Source organism: Halobacillus andaensis (assembly GCF_014636475.1).
GTDB classification, from domain to species: Bacteria; Bacillota; Bacilli; order Bacillales; family Halobacillaceae; genus Halobacillus_A; species Halobacillus_A andaensis.
Genome location: NZ_BMEL01000004.1, coordinates 182,910 through 200,494, shown reverse-complemented (window position 1 = coordinate 200,494; position 17,585 = coordinate 182,910). Strand labels below are relative to the sequence as shown.

Below are 17,585 nucleotides of genomic sequence, written 5' to 3'. Positions count from 1 at the left end.
AATTTGCACTACTTTAAAAGCGCTTTCAAAGCAGTTAACACTATTTTTAAACAGGAGGAAAACACATGTCTAAAATTACATTTATTGGAGCTGGAAGTACGATTTTCGCGAAGAACATTCTTGGGGACTGCATGTTTGTTCCAGCCCTTGAAGGATTTGAATTTGCTCTTCATGATATTGATGAAAAAAGGCTGCGAGAATCTGAGCAAATGCTGAAAAATTTATCAAAAAAATATAATCAGTCGATTCATATTGTTTCTTATCTGGACAGAAAAGAAGCTTTAACAGATGCCAAATATGTGATTAACGCGATTCAAGTAGGTGGATATAAGCCAAGTACAGTCATCGACTTTGAGATTCCAAAAAAATACGGATTACAGCAAACGATTGGTGACACGATCGGCATCGGCGGGATCTTTCGAACGTTGCGGACAATACCTGTGATGCTGGAAATTGCTAGAGATATAGAGGAAGTTTGTCCTGACGCCTGGCTCTTAAACTATACAAATCCTATGGCAACCTTAACAGGATTTATGAATCGCCACACAAGTGTAAAAACGATTGGCCTCTGCCATAGCGTTCAAGTTTGCACGAAGGAATTATTTGAAACACTTGATATGGAGCACGAAGGAATTGAAGAGCGGATCGCGGGCATCAATCATATGGCATGGCTCTTAGAAGTAAAGAAAGACGGAAAAGACTTGTATCCGGAAATCAAGAAACGTGCCAAAGAGAAACAAAAGGAAAAGCATGATGATATGGTTCGTTTTGAACTGATGGATAAGTTCGGCTATTACATCACAGAATCTTCAGAGCATAACGCTGAATATCACCCATATTTCATTAAAAACCAGTATCCTGAACTGATTGAACGCTTTAACATTCCCTTAGACGAGTATCCCCGCCGCTGTGTCAATCAAATTAAAGAATGGGAAGATATGCGCGAAGAAATCGTACATAACTCCCAGCTATCTCACGAGCGGTCTGAAGAATACGGATCACGTATCATTGAAGCAATGGAAACAAACGCTCCTTTTAAATTTGGAGGAAATGTAATGAACAGAGGTGGTCTTATCTCAAATCTTCCTGAAAACGCCTGTGTAGAAGTGCCTTGTGTTGCTGACCGAAACGGTATTCTTCCCACTTATATAGGAGAACTGCCTGAGCAGCTAGCTGCCCTTAATCGAACGAATATTAATACTCAATTGTTAACGATCAAAGCCGCTGTAACCGGCAAAAAGGAACACATCTATCAGGCAGCTCTCCTGGATCCTCATACGAGTGCAGAGCTTTCCATGGATGATATTATGGCAATGTGTGACGATCTTATCGAAGCTCACGGAGACTGGCTTCCTGAATATAAGTAATTCTTCCATTAAGAAAAGACGACTAAAACGGGCTGGGTGCCAGCCTTTTCAGTCGTCTTTTTTATTTGTTCTTTACGATACTATTCGTGTGTTTTACTATACTTTAATATACGCCGCGTATATGAGCATGAACTTCTTCATTATAAAACTTCTGAAGACTCTTCAACTCTTCCTGACTATAGTCCTTGACGTCTAACGCTTGAATGTTATCCTTCACTTGCTTTACATTTCGAAACCCTGGAATGACGCTCGTAACAGCTTCCTGCTGAATAATCCATTTTAAAGCAGCACGTGTCATATTTTTACGTTCATCAGCAATCCAGTTTAATTTTTGACTTAATTCGACCCCTTTTGAAAATTCTAAACCACCAAACGTTTCCCCTACGTTAAAAGCTTCACCGTCTTGATTGAAATGGCGGTGATCGTCTTCTTCAAATGTATGGTCACGATTGAACTTTCCTGTCAACAATCCACTAGCCAACGGAACACGAGCTAGAATTCCAACATTCTTTTCAACCGCAGCAGGAAATAATTCTTCTAAAGGCTTTTGGCGAAGAATATTAAAGATAACTTGCAGGGCGCTAGCATTTGAGTTTTTTAACACATGCACTCCTTCTTCAACCGTCTCTACACTTACCCCATAATATCTGATTTTCCCTTGCTGTTTTAGTTTTTCAAGAACTTCAAACACAGAGCCATCTTTTATAATTTCAAACGAAGGACAGTGAATCTGGTACAGATCGACCTGGTCTCTATTTAGTCTCTTCAAACTGTCTTCTAAATAAGAAGACACTTGTTCCATAGAATAATTGTCGGGGTCGTTTATATCTCCTTGCCGACAAAATTTCGTACCAATTTTAATCTCAGACTCTTTTCCTTTTGTTGCTTCAGCCAACAGTTCTTCACTATGTCCCATACCGTAGACATCTGCTGTATCAAAAAAGTTAACACCTGCATCCATAGCTGTATGAAGGCCTTCTAAAGCAGCGCGGTCATCCGTCTTTCCCCAACTTCCACCAATTGCCCACGTTCCAAAGCTTAATTCGCTGATTTCTAAATCGGTGTTTCCTAATCGATTATATTTCATGCTATTAACCACCTCGCAAATATATAAAGTAAGCCCTTTCATTTAATAGTATCATATATTTATTGAAACAGTGGTCTTTTACGAGCTGCTAAAAGGCACACACCTACCCTTCATGAATATAAAATCATTGTACTATGTCGTTTTTTACCTTTTTCTAGTAAAGTCACCTCGTCTGTCCTATTGATGGTTGTACCATATAGTGGTATGGTTAAGGGGCAAGAAAGATTGAGGAGGGACCTATATGACCCAAACGATCACCATTCAAGATAAGAATCAGACAAGTGACCTGAAAATAGATCGAATGACCATCTATAAGCAGAGCCGCATCATTGAAGCTAGAGACGCTAAGGGCCACACCCATTACGTTTTCTTTTATGAGAATGAATATTTAAACTACGTCACTCCAAAAGCTGATACTACTTATCCATACGTAAAAAACGCCTTTCAAAATGGCACCACTATCACTCCGCCTCATCCCTTGATTCATGCCCAATGTTCTAACACCCCTTATAAGAAAAAAAGTTTTAACGACTTATTTGCCAAACTACCCAAACACCGCACCCTGCAAGAAACCGTATTGATTGCTACCTATTTCGAAGGTTTTATTATGAAAGAAAAGCTCGTACACCTCATTAAAAAGCTTTATTATCAAAACCGCCGTGACGGAAAATTATTATCCTGTTTCCGAATCCTCAACATTCTCCGAGATTTCGCACCAAATCATAGCGTGACGCACTCCTTTACTAGCGATTTACAGTTCACTCGATACGCAGCCCTTTACAAGACGAATGATGAGTCCGTACTGAGCAGGGATCCTATTTATGTCGAAAAACAAGCGTATGCCAAGCTTCCTAAAGCTTCCGCCTTTCAAACATTAGATCGTCTTTACCAGCAGCAAAATCGATGGATAGACCGCCTCACTCTACACATTCGTCGTGTACAGCACACACAAAATGAAACCAACTACCTTTTCCTAAAGACATTAATAAATGAATACATTCCAGAAAATCGATTCGAGTTATTAGAAGACTTATCCAACCGCGGTTTGACCGTTGAACCATTTTTACAAGACATGCTGCAAGCCTATTTAGACGATGCCCAGCTTGAATCAGCCCTCCAGCTGATCTGCCAGCATGAGCTTGTTCTCTACCCCACTCAATCTGAACAATTGATCACCATCGTTAAACAAAAAGAATTGATAACCCAATCGCTAACGCCTGAAGGATTACAAAAGTTAATTTTAACCGTTTGCGATAACATCGACGAAGAGCAAGCGAGCACCATTCTTTATGAGGCCGTATCCTCCTTATTGATTGATCAAACACCTGCTTATGTACAAAGCTGGGCTCAACCAATTAAAGATATCAAAATCGCTGAACCTCTGATTAAAAAAATTGATGAAATGAATATCCTGCTGGAAGACCCGAGTCAACAACGACGTCTTGGCGAGCTGTATCATTATTTCCATCAACCGCAAAAAGCCATTGAGTGCATGAGCTGGGAAATGGAACTAAATGACGAAGACCCGAAACCTGTTCAATGGCTGTCTAAGCTCTACCACGAAGTAGGCATGCTCGATGAACATAAAGCCTATCAGAAACTGTACGTTGATATGGTTAAACGAGCATAAAAAAGCTGAGGAAGCATGTGCTTCCTCAGCTTTTTTTAATGGCTTATTATTCCGTTTCTTCTAGCTCACTTTCTGTTACCCATTTATGATTGGTCACTTCTTCCTCACTCTCTGTTGTCGTGAAATCAACCATGTATGCGGTCGTTTCTTCAGCAGACTCAATTTCTCCAGTAGCGCCTTCCATTCCTTCCATATGGGACGCTTCAATGGTCACTTCATCGCCTGATTCAAATGGCTCGTCACCTGCTTCTTCAATCTCTTCATGAATAATCCATTTATGATTTTCTACACGGTCGCCTCCGTTCGTTGGGTCATATGATATCACGTAAGCAGTGGTATCATAAGCGCCAACAATTGTGGCTTCCGCTCCTTCCATTCCTTCCATATGGGAAGCTGTGATTGTCGCTTGATCACCTTCTTCAAAAGTTGGCTCCTCAGCTTCTTCTAGATCATCAGGTACTTCGCCTGACCCGGAATGGTTCATATCGCTATGGTCCATTCCTTCCTCATCACTTGATTCTTCATTCTCTTCATTGTTCTCTTCTTCCATCGATTCCTCACTTTGTTCTGTGTCCTCTTCTGTAGATTCTTCATTATCACTGCCGCATGCTGCTAGTGTTAATAAAGAGATTAAAAAGAGTGTGCCAAATATCCATTTTATTCGGTTCATGTTGATCTTCCTCTCTGTAGTAGTTGTACAATTGTAGGGTACCCAGTAATTTTGCATGAATTGTGCAGAGAGGAAAACTTTTCTATAAAATATTTAATTTGGGTCAGTCTCTGTTCGTTTCATTTATATCAATCTTTGTAATCTTTAATCCTTGTTCTGTTGCTGTTACTTCATAATCTTTTACCCGATCATAAATCGTTTCATTGCCTTCGTAATCTGTGAATGTAAATCCTTCATTCGTTGTTACCAGAAACGTCGCTTCATCTAATTGTTCAGTAGAAACCACTTCATTAGAAGTGAAATTGAACCAGAAGCCTTGATGATCAATTTCCATTAAATAATCCTGCAGTTCAATTGCCGCATCACTGCTTTCTTCTAAGTAAGAAGAAATATAGCTGTAGTCGACTGCATTTAAGGCACTTTCGTAATCCTCCCTAAACGCCAGCACATGGTGGGACGCTTCAGTGGAAACAAAATCCTCTTCTTCGATCGTTACCCCTTCCACGTCTTCTTCCATATATTCCTCTTCGTACTCAAGATCTGGGAATTCATATTCTCGTTTATTAAATTCGAAAGGAAGCGACCCCCAACTTGTATAGTACTGACTGATCTCTTCCGTACGCTGAACATCTCCATCCTTGTCAGTTCTTTCAGCATACATAAAGACCTCTTCATCTTCTGGAAAAGGACCAAGCTCGCTAAACTCGCTTAATGCTTTGCCCGTACTCTTTCCATTAATAAATAAGGTGGCATCAGACTGATCGGTTTGAATGGTATACGTTTCATCTGGAAAATCAATCGAAATCTCAGTCGGAGACTCGTCATCTAAATCAACATGAATTTCGTCCTTGTATTCGAAAACGCCAAATTCATTTTCAGCTTCACCTTTTACTTCGTACGTCCCCGGATAAGCTTGATATACTTCTTTTCCTTCCCCTTCTTCTATCTCTACGGATTGATCACCTACTTCTAGATTCGTTGGTGAAAAATTCGTGGCGGCTGTAACCGGCTGTGGTTTTGCACTTATTTTATAAGTCGGATACATCTCAGCAAATAGGTGATCCTTTTGTAACGTAAAAAGTTCGTTTCCGTCGTAATCTTTGATTGAAAGGTTTTTTTCCTCCCCAGTGACCACATCCGTTAATTGCCTCTCAATATTTGCCCAGCCCGACTCCTGTATATAAGCGAGAAAATCTTTTTTATTTAACAAAGCCTTTTCCTCAAGCTCAATATGTTCAAAAAAAGCATGAGCATCGTTGTTGGAAATCGCTCGATCCATCTCCATAACCATAATCATCGAATCCATTTTTTCAGAGATGACCTGGTGAGCCGTAAATAAAAGTACAGCTAAAGCGATAATGATCCCTATTACTAATTTTGTTCTTTTTTTCAGCGGCTTCCTTATCGAGCGCATTTTTCTTGAAGGCTGCGGGATGGGTTGTGTAGAACCATCATTCTGCTTCACTCCGCACGAAACACAAAAGGCTTGTTCTTTCAAAAGGGAATGGCCGCATTCCGTACAATACTTCAATGGCTACATCCCCCTTTTAAAGAATCTGATTAAAACGTTCTCCAAGCTCACTTAACTTTTCTATGAGCATCCATCTCCCCATAAAATAAGAAAGAAATAGAATAATAACACTCGTTCCAATACTTCCATAAAACACTCGCTGCGGCTGACTTCTCATGCCATGGTGGTAAATGAAAAGAATAGGAGCGACAAGCAGCCCATAAAACATCGAAGCCCCTAATAATAGAAACGTTGCCGTTACTGTTCCGCTTAACGCAAATAAAATAGTGATCACATTGACGAAAAGAAACGGCGTCATCAGCGCTCCATATTGAGCAACAAGGGTTTTAGGGCATAACGTAAGCTTCATTATTTTTGAAACAATAAAAATAGAAACAAGGCTAATCACTACTCCTACTAAGGAGAAGAAAAAGATTCGATAGCTGAACTCGAAAAAAGGAATGGCCGTCGGCGCTTCCCAAAAAGCAAATTCCTCCATCATCATTGAAGTATTGAAAAACTTATAGAGAGAGTTCGATATAAAATAAATGCTTAACGTAAAGGCTGTCATATACAACAATAGAGTTATCATTCCGCGGGCAAATGCTGATTCATCTGCACGAAATGCTTCTAACGGCTGTTTGAGGAAGCGGAGAAAATCATTCCAATAGTACCGTACGTTGTTCATGGAATCAGCATTTGACGTGTTTTGCTCTACAGTGGCCAGCGCAGTTGTCGGGGGTGGAGATTGAGCAATTTCTTCTTCAGAGAAAGGGGTCCCGCATACTCCGCAAAATTTTCCTGATGACTGTTCGTTTTGACAATTTGTACACTTCATTGAACCATCCTTTGCTTTTTAAATTTTGTGGACTCAATAAATTATGTATACGTACAAGACCTATGAATTAAGAACTAATATTTAATGAGCGCTTGGAAAAAGAATGGTAATATAATAATCAGGAGGCAATCGAGTTTCGATTTAAAATGGAAGGGAATAAGGTTTAAAATCACACGTAAAAAAGGAGACTTTTATGAGATTAGCGTTTATAGCAGATATTCACGGTAACGCACATGCACTTGAATCTGTGATAGAAGATATAAAAGAAAGAAACGTCGACCAACTATTCGTATTAGGAGATCTATCCTACCGAGGGCTCGAACCACAGCGCTCCGTTGAACTCGTACAAGAGCTTGATGCTAAAGTAATAAAAGGAAATGCTGATGCCTGGATCGTTCGAGGTGTCCAAGAAGGAGAAGTTCCAGACGACGTCATTGAAGACATGAATGAAGAGAAAGACTGGTCATGCTCAAATATGACGAGTGATGCCATCAGATATTTAGACGATCTAGAAGAAGAGATTAACGAAGATTTTGAAGGCGTTCATATTCACGGATTTCACGCTACTCCGGAGGATTTATTCGAAGTCGTGTTACCTACGGAAACCGAGGAAACGATGAAAGAACGCTTAATGGTCAATGATATTGCCGACATTTATGTGTACGGCCATATTCATAAACCATACATCCGCCACATCGACGGTAAAATTATAATTAATACAGGCAGTGTCGGACTGCCATTTGATGGGCTTGCCCAGCCTTCTTACGCGATTGTAGATATTGAAGATGGCGGTGTCCAAACTTCAATTATAAGAACAAGCTATGATTTAGAGGAGGTAGTTGAAGGTGTGAAATCCTCTGACTATCCGAAAAAGGACTTGTTAACCAAACTATTAATGAACGCATCAGTATCTAATTAAAGAAAGCTAGATAAGGTGAGTGGCCTTATCTAGCTTTTATTGATAAACGGGGAAGGAAACAGTACAAATGTCAGATCATACCATGATTGCTAAAAAAATTCTGCGCGGCTTTTTTTTAATATGTTTTCTATTTGGATTAATTGTACTCATTCTATTATTCACCTTCGGTCCACAACGTTTAATTATCGAAAGCAACCCTAAGCCTTCAGACGCCATCATTGTGCTAAGCGGAAATGAAGGCCGCCTTGCACACGCGGTGGAGCTTTATGAAGAAGATCTTGCAGACACGATCATTCTCTCTAACTCAACGGAAAAAGGCACAAAACCAGAGGAAGCGATCAAACGAGGTGTGGACGAAGAGCATATTATTGAAGAAAAAAAAGCCACGAGTACATATGATAACGCGGTGTATAGTAGAGAGCTTATGAAAAAACACGAGTTGGATTCCGCCATCGTTGTTACAAGTAACTATCACTCAAGGCGAAGCAAGTTCACCTTTGAGAGAGTGTTTGTGGAAGAAGAAATCGAGTTATCTTTTTCAGCCGCTCCCTCCTACTACGACCCTGATGATGGCTTAACCAAACGAGAAGCCCAAACCGTCTTCAGCGAATGGGTAAAACTCATCGGCTACTTCCCAGTCTATATGTTTGGATAATTTTTTTCTTTTTTATCTGAGTACCAGGTACATAGTGGAAGCTTCTGTGTACCTGGTACACTTTTTCTCTTTCTAAGTACCAGGTACACGTAATATTTCTATTCTAAGCTCTGAAAGAATTTATCCAGCTCTTGGTTAAATTTATCTGCCTCCTCTAAAAACAAGCAGTGGCTGCTATTTTCAAAAGGTACAAGTTTTGAGCCAGGGATTTTTTGTTGAATATACTCCCCTGCCGCTACTGGAAAAAACTTATCATCGCGGCCGAAGCAAATTAAAGTAGGGACGTCAACGTTTGAAAGAGTTTCTCGGTAATCTACAGCAGTCTGATTAAAGACGATTGTGCTGGCAATGGACGCTGGTACTTTCATCATTTCTTTAAGAATCCACTCATGCTCTTGCTTGTCCGGCTCATCCTTAAACATCCCATAAATAAATTCACTATTAAATCCTTTTTGATCTTCTTGAATCGCCTGCATCACACCCTTAATGGCATCAAAAGTAAATGCCCCGTACTCCCAGCCTTCCCAAAGATAATCAGACGGTGACTGATCCACCACTGTTATCGCTTTGATATTTTCTGTGCCAAATTGATTGATGTAGTCCCATACGACAAATGCTCCCATTGACCACCCTACTAAGATCACATCCTCTAACTCCAAATGTTCGATTAACGATTTTAAATCTTTGGCGTAGTTCGCTACTGTATGACCATACTCAACTTTACTGGATTCACCATGCCCTCGAAAATCAAACATTATCGTACGGTATTTTTCTTTGAAGTAAGGGTATTGCTTCTGAAAGAATTGACTGCTCATCATCACCCCGTGAACAAATATCACAGTTTGTCCTACACCTTCTCCTTGATAGTAAAGCTTTGTCTTGGAATCTATACTTAAGTAATTCACCCAACCACACTCCTTGAAATAGTAAAAACATCATCATAAAGAACTTATTCAAGGTTGGGTAAAAATATAGGTACCAGGTACACTTTTTTTGATCGTGGGTACCAGGTACAGACTGTCTCTATTTCTGTACCTGGTACCCAGAGAAAAAAGAAAAAAAGTTACAGTGAATAGCTGCAACTTTTTTTCTTGGTTTTATTCGATGCTTCCTCCTGCTTGTTCATAGCGTGCATTAAATTCTTGTATAAACTGATTGGTAATTTGATCATCATGGATAAATAGCATGTTTTCATCATTCACATTGTTGCCGTTGTTGCTCCAATTGGTAGATCCTACAATCGTAGTGGGATCGCTTGTTGTATCAGCATCGATGAGCATGGTTTTGCTGTGGAGCTTTCGAGTTTCCGCATCTTTGTACACAGGCGCAGGGTTTGCCCATCGCGTATTTGGGTTTCCATCACTTTCTTCTGTTGCGGTGCGTCCTGTCATATCAATACTCGCGGACCACCATTGGTTCCAAAAACTAGAATCAAAGACTCCTCTAATATCAAATCCAGTTAGAGTCCCTACTCCGTCTTCATAAGAGCCTTCATATTTGTACTTTAATTCGTCGAGTAAACCCTGATCACTCCAGGCAAAAATAGAAAAGTACGTGTTCTCATCAGCGTCTTCTTTAACGTAGTCCGTCAGCTGACCGATCGCATCATCTCCTGAGGAAAAGTAAACCTCAACAGGTACGCCATTTACATCGACTTCATGCTCCGTATTATCTGTTTTTCGCGTGGCAAAATTCGATTCTGTTACATTCGGGGACATGGATGCGCTGCCCCACATTTCATTGAATTCTGTTTCATAAATATCAGCGAGCTCTGGAGAATTAATTTCCACAACGTGCTGCTGGTTACCATCAAGTATACCGTCTTCTTGATTCTCTTCCGTCCCATACAAGCCTGTCACGGTAAAATTCCAGCTTCCCGTAAATACCCAATGCTCATCTACAACTGCAAACTTGTTATGCATTTGATTTCCAGGCGAATAGTATGTCCCTTCTTCGCCTTTCTGTTCTCCTTCAACAAAAAGGCGTCCAGTTTCTTCTCCATTTCCAACTTCAACGGTTACCTCGTCAATATCAGATGCGTCTTCAGGCAAGCCGACCTCTGATCGAGCCTCAGCGTCTTCAACAGCCATCATCGGTGAGTCTGATAAGATTTCTACATCGTCAGCTGTTCCGATCTCACCATCAGCTCCCCGCCTAATTTTCTCAACATATAGCCTCATCGTTTCATAACGCTCTTCATAATGAGGATCATCAGCATCCTTCGCATCAGCAATCATTCGTACGTCTACACCATCAGCTGCCTTAGCAATTAACGTATCAGCAATACGTGGAAGATTTAGTTCATATGTAGCAAAATCTATACGGTCCTCTGCCTGTTCCAATCGCTCAATTAAGCGGTCTTCTAAATTGACACCTTCATTCGCTTCATTACCATCGGCCGCATACGTGTGATCGACACACTTATTAAAGTATACATTTATAGCGCCTTCTCCTTCAGAGACATTAGAGATGTCTTCTTCACACTCCACATCTGGCTCGTTGCTGGAATTATCGTCTTTCGGGGTACCATAGCCGCCATTATATGAAGCAGCAGCATCTGCCCAGTTCGTCGAATTGGTACCGCTTGTTTCAGGATCAATTCGCTCCATTGTCGCCTTTTTATCATTATCACCCGCATGCCAATCATCCACAGTATCCACCACGTTTTCTGAGCCATCTCGAAGCTCAAGGGATTCATCGCTGTTGGATAAAGCACCAGAATAGATTTGGTCAGCTGATACTTCCGTCACTGTCGTATCATCTGTCCGCTCTAACAAATAATACCCTTCAGCCGGAATAGATCCAGATAAACTGATATCCGGCGTACCGTCCTCAGCTGATAACGTCCAACTGGATAAGTCGATTGATTCATCCGTCGTATTATGTAATTCAATCCATTCATCATTAAAACTATCTGTCGTCCCCATCCATGCCACTTCATTTACGACAACGTCTCCGCTCGAAGCTGCCGAAACTTCCTGGTCTTCATGTCCTAAAGGAATACCTACGATCAACACGACAACTAGTAAACTAGCAAATGCTCTCCATTCACTCACTTTTTCCACTCCCTTTAATAATTATTAAAAAATGCTTACACATCCAGTGTAAAGCATAATCATTAAGGAGTTATGAGACTTTTATAAAATAGTCTGAATGTTGTGAGGAACCAGGATCATAATAAATGATTCTGGTGAATTTTTTCAATTCCATGAGCGAATGGTAGTGAGGGTAAGTACTTAGTACCAGGTCCACTCCCTCTTCTTTTATGTACCTGGTACCAACTTCCCTCTTTTGTGTACCAGGTACACAATTTCTCCTTCTGCGTACCTGGTACCGCTCTTTGTTACTTTCTTTCTATCTATACGCTAAAAACCATGGGTTGCGGAGGTTTTCTTTGTTATATTCGAGGGGTTTTTGGTCATTCGCTACTTCTACTTTTCCGCCTGATAGCTCAACTATGGCTTGACCAGCGCCTGTATCCCATTCCATCGTTGGGGCGTATCTCGGGTAGTAGTCGGCTTTTCCTTCGGCGACGAGGCATAGCTTGAGTGAGCTTCCAGCTGATAGGGTTTCTACGTTTTCGTATTTTACTTCTAACTCATCAATAAAAGCTTTCGTTTCGTCAGACATGTGCGAGCGGCTGGCGACAACTTTTACTGTTCGATCATCCCTCTTTTCGATAGGCAGGGCTTCGGCGTGAACATTTTCACGTGATAATACCCCTTCCACTTTGTAGGCGCCTTTGTCTTCATCAGCGACGTATAATATATCGAGAGCAGGGGCGTAGACGACGCCCTGGACAGGCTTTCCGTTACGGATCCGTGCGATATTCACCGTGAATTCGCCATTCTTTTTGATGAATTCTTTTGTGCCATCAATAGGGTCAACGAGCCAAAATTGTCTCCACTCTTTTCGCTGTTCATATGTGATATGGCTGCCTTCTTCGCTAAGTACCGGGATATTAGGATAATGTGTACGCAGGGCATTCTTAATGATTTCGTCTGAGCGCTGGTCTGCTGTGGTTAACGGTGACTCATCTTCTTTGTATTCAATGTCAAAATCAGTTTCGTAGATTTTCATAATTTCTTTACCGGCTGATAGAGCGGCTTGTATAATCTGTTTCATCGTGCTTCCTCCTTGGATTAGGAAAATCGCCAGCTCTCGCTGGCGATTTAAATATATTGATGATCTTTTAAATATGAAATGATGTGAGTTACAGACAGTTCTAGCGAGAGAACGTCTGTTTCAATCACGATTTCAGCGTCAGCTGGAGATTCATAAGGTGCATCAATGCCAGTGAAACCTTTGATTTCGCCTGCTCGTGCTTTTTTATAGAGGCCTTTGGGATCACGTTTTTCAGCTTCTTCTAGTGAACATTTTGCGTGCACTTCGATAAATTCACCTTCTTCGAAAAGGCGTCGGGCTTCGTCTCTCTCCTCTTGATATGGCGAGATAAAGGCGGTTAGTGTGAGCAGACCGGCATCGTTCATAAGCTTGGCGACTTCCCCGATGCGTCGGATGTTCTCTTTGCGGTCTTCTTGAATGAAGCCTAAGTTTTTGTTGAGTCCTTGGCGGACGTTGTCTCCGTCGAGACGATAGGTGTGAACACCTCGTTCATAGAGTGCTCTTTCTACCTCTACAGATAGTGTTGATTTGCCTGAGCCGGAGAGTCCGGTAAACCAGAGAACCGGACTTTTTTAGCTTTTCTGTTTTTGACGATCTGCTTTTGTCACTTTGGAGGCGTGCCACGTTAAGTTATGCATTACGTTTGCTTCATTCCTTTAATAAGAACGTCTGCGACTTCAGGACGGGAGAATTCTTTTGGCGGACGTTCTCCGCTGCGCAGCAGTTCCCGCACCTTCGTACCACTAAGGTGAACATGGTGCTTTTTATCGTGAGGGCATGTTTTAGCGGAGGCCATGTTTTCACAGACTTCACAGTAAAAAGCATGCTCGAATTTAAAAATGTTGATACCGAGTTCATCTTCGTATTCAGCGATGAGATCTTGAGCGTCGTACGTTCCGTAATAATCGCCTACTCCTGCGTGATCACGACCGACAATAAAGTGAGTGCAGCCATAATTGCGTCGGACAATGGCATGTAAAATCGCTTCGCGCGGACCAGCGTAACGCATAGCAGCAGGATAGATGACAAGACGCACGCGGTCTTCGACGTAATAGTTTTTTAGAATGGTTTCGTAGCTTTCCATTCGTACATCTGCTGGGATGTCATCTGCCTTCGTTTCCCCTACTAATGGATTTAATAAAAGGCCATCTACTGCTTCAAGCGCTGTTTTTTGAATGTGTTCGTGCGCACGGTGAACCGGATTTCGCGTTTGAAAGCCTACGATTGTTTTCCAGCCGAGGTCTTTGAACAGTTGACGCGTCTCCGCTGGATCTAAGTAGTAGTCTTCGAACTGTCCATGATCCGGTCGATTTAGTAGAGTGATCGGACCGCCAAGGTAAACGTTCCCTTTTTCGTACACTTTTTTCACCCCAGGGTGGGCTTCTTCTGAAGTTCCGTATACATTTTCAGCTTCTAGTTGTTTATCGTATGTATACTTTTCTTCAACTTGAATCGTGCCGTACGTGATTCCATCTTCTCCTGTCAGGGCGATTTCTTCTCCGACCGTGATCTCTCCCGCCTGCTCTTCAGTAACCGGCAGCGTAATGGGAATGCTCCACACTGTACCATCACTTAAGCGCAGTTCGTTCACAACACGCTCATAATCAGCTTGTCTCATGAAACCTTCCAGCGGGCTGAATCCCCCTATTCCTATGAGCTCAAGATCCGAAATCGTCCATGCGGAAATCGTGAGGCTGGGTAGTGATGCTGCTCGATTAAGGGCTTCTTTCCGATTGGCTCCGTCTAGTTCTTTGTTCACTAATTCATTTAATTTGTTCGCTTGTAATTGTACGGTCATCGTATACCTCCGTTTAGTTGTACCGCGTGGGCAGCGGGGCTTTTTCTCCTCCCTAAATCGAAACATACATCCTTTTATTTCGCAAATATTCTAATAACTCTTTACTATAAATAAAAAGAACCCTAGCCAAAACTAGGGTTCCATTTTATTACCACTCGGCAATACTATTATCTTTGTGTCTCCAAACCGGGTTTCGCCAATTATGTCCTTCTTCTGCACGCTTCCTTACGTAATCTTCATCAATCTCTATACCAAGCCCTGGTCCCTCAGGGAATTTAACGTAGCCATTTTTGTAATCAAAGACGCTTCGATCTTTTACATAATCGAGCAAGTCGTTTTCCTTATTATAGTGAATACCTAAGCTTTGCTCTTGAATAAAGGCGTTATAAGCTGTCGCATCCACGTGTAAGCAAGAAGCCAGTGCAATCGGACCTAACGGACAGTGAGGGGCAACTGCTACGTCATACGCTTCAGCCATGGAAGCAATTTTTTTTGTTTCTGTAATTCCTCCTGCGTGTGATAGATCAGGCTGGATAATGTCTATGTATCCTTCAGAAAGCAACGATTTAAAGTCCCACCTTGAATACATACGCTCCCCTGTCGCAATCGGAATATAGGTGTGGGCAGCTATGTCTCTTAACGCTTCATTGTTTTCGGATAAGACAGGTTCTTCAATAAACATCGGGCGATAAGCTTCTAATTCTTTTGCTAAAATTTTAGCCATCGGTTTATGAACTCTTCCGTGAAAGTCGATGCCAATACCTATATCATGTCCGACGCTTTCTCGCACGCTGGCGACGCGCTCTACAGCTTGGTCAATTTTACTATAGGAGTCGATGTACTGAAGCTCTTCCGTTCCATTCATTTTAACAGCAGAAAAACCTGTTTCAACGGCTTCTTTAGCAGCACTCCCGACATCAGATGGCCGGTCTCCACCAATCCAGGAGTAAACTTTAATAGAGTCACGGCATGCTCCGCCTAATAATTGATAGATCGGTGCGTTGTAAAATTTCCCTTTAATGTCCCATAACGCTTGGTCAATTCCAGCAATCGCACTCATGAGAATCGGTCCGCCTCGATAGAAACCTGCCCTGTACATCATATTCCAATGGTCTTCAATACGAAGAGGGTCTTTGCCAATTAAGTTTTCCATTAGTTCTTCAACGGCTGCTTTTACTGTATGAGCCCTTCCTTCAATAACAGGCTCACCCCATCCCGTCAGTCCTTCACTCGTTTCAATTTTTAAAAACAGCCATCTTGGCGGCACTTGAAAGAGTTCATAGCTTATGATTTTCATGTTGAAGATCCCTCCTTATTAGTTGAATAGTAGGCTTCTGCCATGGCTGTCGCTCCGAATACTGTAGCTAACTCTACTTGTTCATCTGTTGCCGCTATCATATTTGCGGACTCTTTAACATGACTTAGCAGGTGACAAAATAGGCTTCTTAACGGCTCTGAACCTCCAATGATCATCCAATCCACTTCTTCATCTTCGAGCATTTGCTCTAAAGCTTGAATATCATTAGAAAGAATGGCTCCCGCATAATAATTTGCTCGTTCATTATCATTTAATTCAGAGAAGAGCTGCAACAGACGAACATGATATAAGCTGCGTGTCGCACCGACTTTTCGAGCGGCATCGTAGCCTTTGAAGAGATAATGAGGCTCAATCTTTTCGACTAGCTTTTCGTCTAACGAATCAGAAATAATCGTTTGGTCGCGAATCGCTTTCAACATTTCTCCTCCTAAAGTGGAGCGGCAGTTCAACAATTCACGATTCTCTCCTATGAAAACATATTTTGTATGAGAGCCCGGGAGTACCATTACACCTTTCCCATCAGGGTTTAATTGATTGAGTAAGCCATACGTTTCAACCTCTTCCCCTCTCATCACATCGTATTGATTAATCACGCTTAATTCTTTCTCCAGTGAGTCTCCCACCTTGTTCTTCATGCCCGGGATATAGAAGCAAGGGATGTTTAAAAATTCTTCCGCTTCCACCATTTGAATCGCTTCTGTGAACTTTTCAAACTGTGCGGGAGATTCAATATGAGGAACTTCAAATAGACCCAAATTTGACGTAATCATTCCGGAAGCCACGATGTAGTTAATATCGTCTTTCGTTAGTTTATTCCGTTCAAGTATGTTTTTGATTCCATTGGCTAAATCCTGCTTTAATTGACCGTTATGCCCATCAATCGCTGTATTCCTTACGCCTACCTCTAGTTTTAAAGCATCTATGATGTCCACACTGTTTTGTTCAACAAGCCGAATGCGTGAATTCGTTGTTCCTGAATCAATCACGATAATCACACTTTCACCCCATTCCAATTATTTACAAACCTTTTGATCTCTCAATTGAATAAACTGCTTAGCTCTATCCGTTATTTCTTCAAAATTTCTCTGATCGATCAACTTACGGTTGATTAAGGAACCTCCAACTCCTATCGAATTCCAACCTTTTTCAAAATACTCCACGGCATTTTCTAGTGATACACCGCCCACAGCCATTACATTTAGAAACGGCATCGGCCCTTTTACATCCTTTGCAAAATTTACTCCAACAGAACGAGCGGGGAAGACCTTTACAGTTTGTGCACCGTATTCATAAGCCTTCAATGCTTCTGTCGGTGTCATAACCCCTGGAATAACAGGCACACCATGGCGACTTCCCATTAGGATCGTTTCTTTTTGTAAGGTCGGAGCTAATAAAAAATCAGCGCCGGCTAAGATCGCTGAATACGCACTCGGTGCGTCCAATACTGTGCCTGCTCCAATAACCATGTCGCTAAAGCTCCCCTTCAGCTGTTTAATGCTGTCTAAGGCACCTGGTGTATTAAGTGTAACTTCAACCGCTCTTATTCCACCTTCATATAAGCTTCTGACGATGTCTTCTATATGTAAGTTACTGTCTAACCTGATGATGGCTACTACCTTTTCTACATTTATTTGATGGATCACATCATTCATAGAAACTGCCTCCTTT

General features: G+C 41.6%; 15 protein-coding genes and 1 pseudogene. 4 read left to right on the top strand and 12 right to left on the bottom strand.

The window, feature by feature from the left end; genetic code table 11:
• Positions 1-65: 65 nt before the first annotated feature.
• Positions 66-1,367, top strand: coding sequence for an alpha-glucosidase/alpha-galactosidase (locus IEV27_RS15780; protein WP_188378465.1), 1,302 nt, complete (start codon positions 66-68; stop codon positions 1,365-1,367).
• Between the two features lie 103 nt (positions 1,368-1,470).
• Here the strand turns inward: IEV27_RS15780 and IEV27_RS15775 are convergent, their stop codons facing one another.
• Complete coding sequence (locus IEV27_RS15775; protein ID WP_188378464.1) at positions 1,471-2,454, bottom strand: aldo/keto reductase; 984 nt, start codon at positions 2,452-2,454, stop codon at positions 1,471-1,473.
• A 241-nt stretch (positions 2,455-2,695) separates the two neighbouring features.
• On the opposite strand from IEV27_RS15775, the gene IEV27_RS15770 reads away from it, so the two are divergent.
• Positions 2,696-4,084, top strand: coding sequence for a hypothetical protein (locus tag IEV27_RS15770; RefSeq protein WP_188378463.1), 1,389 nt, complete (start codon positions 2,696-2,698; stop codon positions 4,082-4,084).
• A 46-nt stretch (positions 4,085-4,130) separates the two neighbouring features.
• On the opposite strand, the gene IEV27_RS15765 is transcribed toward IEV27_RS15770, so the two are convergent.
• The 3 genes from IEV27_RS15765 to IEV27_RS15755 all read right to left on the bottom strand — a co-directional run bounded on the left by IEV27_RS15765 (position 4,131) and on the right by IEV27_RS15755 (position 7,102).
• Entirely contained in the window at positions 4,131-4,754 is a 624-nt protein-coding gene (locus tag IEV27_RS15765) for a YdhK family protein (RefSeq protein WP_188378462.1), read from the bottom strand.
• A gap of 103 nt (positions 4,755-4,857) precedes the next feature.
• Complete coding sequence (locus IEV27_RS15760; RefSeq protein ID WP_188378461.1) at positions 4,858-6,285, bottom strand: TcaA NTF2-like domain-containing protein; 1,428 nt, start codon at positions 6,283-6,285, stop codon at positions 4,858-4,860.
• A gap of 16 nt (positions 6,286-6,301) precedes the next feature.
• Positions 6,302-7,102 carry a hypothetical protein gene (locus IEV27_RS15755; RefSeq protein ID WP_188378460.1) on the bottom strand — a complete coding sequence of 267 codons (801 nt, stop codon included), beginning with the start codon at positions 7,100-7,102 and terminating at the stop codon, positions 6,302-6,304.
• A 193-nt stretch (positions 7,103-7,295) separates the two neighbouring features.
• Between IEV27_RS15755 and IEV27_RS15750 the strand changes: the two genes are divergently transcribed.
• Together IEV27_RS15750 and IEV27_RS15745 are read left to right on the top strand one after the other, a co-directional pair.
• On the top strand, positions 7,296-8,021 hold the full coding sequence (locus tag IEV27_RS15750; RefSeq protein ID WP_188378459.1) for a metallophosphoesterase family protein: 726 nt from the start codon (positions 7,296-7,298) through the stop codon (positions 8,019-8,021).
• Positions 8,022-8,088: 67 nt separating this feature from the next.
• A complete protein-coding gene (locus IEV27_RS15745; RefSeq protein ID WP_188378458.1) occupies positions 8,089-8,676 on the top strand; it encodes a YdcF family protein in 588 nt (195 codons plus the stop codon).
• 98 nt (positions 8,677-8,774) lie between these two features.
• Here the strand turns inward: IEV27_RS15745 and IEV27_RS15740 are convergent, their stop codons facing one another.
• From IEV27_RS15740 to IEV27_RS15705, 8 genes and pseudogenes are all read right to left on the bottom strand, one after another.
• The gene (locus tag IEV27_RS15740) at positions 8,775-9,581 is read right to left on the bottom strand and encodes an alpha/beta fold hydrolase (RefSeq protein ID WP_188378457.1); all 807 of its coding nucleotides are present in this window, start codon (positions 9,579-9,581) and stop codon (positions 8,775-8,777) included.
• Positions 9,582-9,773: 192 nt separating this feature from the next.
• The gene (locus IEV27_RS15735; protein ID WP_229735387.1) at positions 9,774-11,732 is read right to left on the bottom strand and encodes a phospholipase D-like domain-containing protein; all 1,959 of its coding nucleotides are present in this window, start codon (positions 11,730-11,732) and stop codon (positions 9,774-9,776) included.
• 298 nt (positions 11,733-12,030) lie between these two features.
• Complete coding sequence (gene cysQ, locus IEV27_RS15730; protein ID WP_188378456.1) at positions 12,031-12,801, bottom strand: 3'(2'),5'-bisphosphate nucleotidase CysQ; 771 nt, start codon at positions 12,799-12,801, stop codon at positions 12,031-12,033.
• A 47-nt stretch (positions 12,802-12,848) separates the two neighbouring features.
• Positions 12,849-13,439, bottom strand: a pseudogene (cysC, locus tag IEV27_RS15725) (adenylyl-sulfate kinase).
• Complete coding sequence (gene sat / locus IEV27_RS15720) at positions 13,439-14,599, bottom strand: sulfate adenylyltransferase (protein WP_188378455.1); 1,161 nt, start codon at positions 14,597-14,599, stop codon at positions 13,439-13,441. The pseudogene cysC and the gene sat overlap by 1 nt, the downstream one beginning before the upstream one ends.
• A 148-nt stretch (positions 14,600-14,747) precedes the next feature.
• Positions 14,748-15,896 (bottom strand): galactonate dehydratase, encoded by a 1,149-nt coding sequence (dgoD, locus tag IEV27_RS15715; RefSeq protein WP_188378454.1) that lies wholly within the window; start codon positions 15,894-15,896, stop codon positions 14,748-14,750.
• Positions 15,893-16,912 (bottom strand): 2-dehydro-3-deoxygalactonokinase, encoded by a 1,020-nt coding sequence (locus IEV27_RS15710; protein WP_188378453.1) that lies wholly within the window; start codon positions 16,910-16,912, stop codon positions 15,893-15,895. The genes dgoD and IEV27_RS15710 overlap by 4 nt, the downstream gene beginning before the upstream one ends.
• An 18-nt stretch (positions 16,913-16,930) precedes the next feature.
• Complete coding sequence (locus IEV27_RS15705) at positions 16,931-17,569, bottom strand: bifunctional 4-hydroxy-2-oxoglutarate aldolase/2-dehydro-3-deoxy-phosphogluconate aldolase (protein WP_188378452.1); 639 nt, start codon at positions 17,567-17,569, stop codon at positions 16,931-16,933.
• Positions 17,570-17,585 lie beyond the last annotated feature (16 nt).

What these genes read in the sequence shown, in the direction of transcription:
- IEV27_RS15755 (WP_188378460.1), bottom strand. Translation starts at nt 7,102, where the DNA reads ATGAAGTGTACAAATTGTCAAAACGAACAGTCATCAGGAAAATTTTGC.
- IEV27_RS15750 (WP_188378459.1), top strand. Translation starts at nt 7,296, where the DNA reads ATGAGATTAGCGTTTATAGCAGATATTCACGGTAACGCACATGCACTT.
- IEV27_RS15775 (WP_188378464.1), bottom strand. Translation starts at nt 2,454, where the DNA reads ATGAAATATAATCGATTAGGAAACACCGATTTAGAAATCAGCGAATTA.
- IEV27_RS15770 (WP_188378463.1), top strand. Translation starts at nt 2,696, where the DNA reads ATGACCCAAACGATCACCATTCAAGATAAGAATCAGACAAGTGACCTG.
- IEV27_RS15745 (WP_188378458.1), top strand. Translation starts at nt 8,089, where the DNA reads ATGTCAGATCATACCATGATTGCTAAAAAAATTCTGCGCGGCTTTTTT.
- IEV27_RS15780 (WP_188378465.1), top strand. Translation starts at nt 66, where the DNA reads ATGTCTAAAATTACATTTATTGGAGCTGGAAGTACGATTTTCGCGAAG.
- dgoD (WP_188378454.1), bottom strand. Translation starts at nt 15,896, where the DNA reads ATGAAAATCATAAGCTATGAACTCTTTCAAGTGCCGCCAAGATGGCTG.
- IEV27_RS15765 (WP_188378462.1), bottom strand. Translation starts at nt 4,754, where the DNA reads ATGAACCGAATAAAATGGATATTTGGCACACTCTTTTTAATCTCTTTA.
- cysQ (WP_188378456.1), bottom strand. Translation starts at nt 12,801, where the DNA reads ATGAAACAGATTATACAAGCCGCTCTATCAGCCGGTAAAGAAATTATG.
- sat (WP_188378455.1), bottom strand. Translation starts at nt 14,599, where the DNA reads ATGACCGTACAATTACAAGCGAACAAATTAAATGAATTAGTGAACAAA.
- IEV27_RS15705 (WP_188378452.1), bottom strand. Translation starts at nt 17,569, where the DNA reads ATGAATGATGTGATCCATCAAATAAATGTAGAAAAGGTAGTAGCCATC.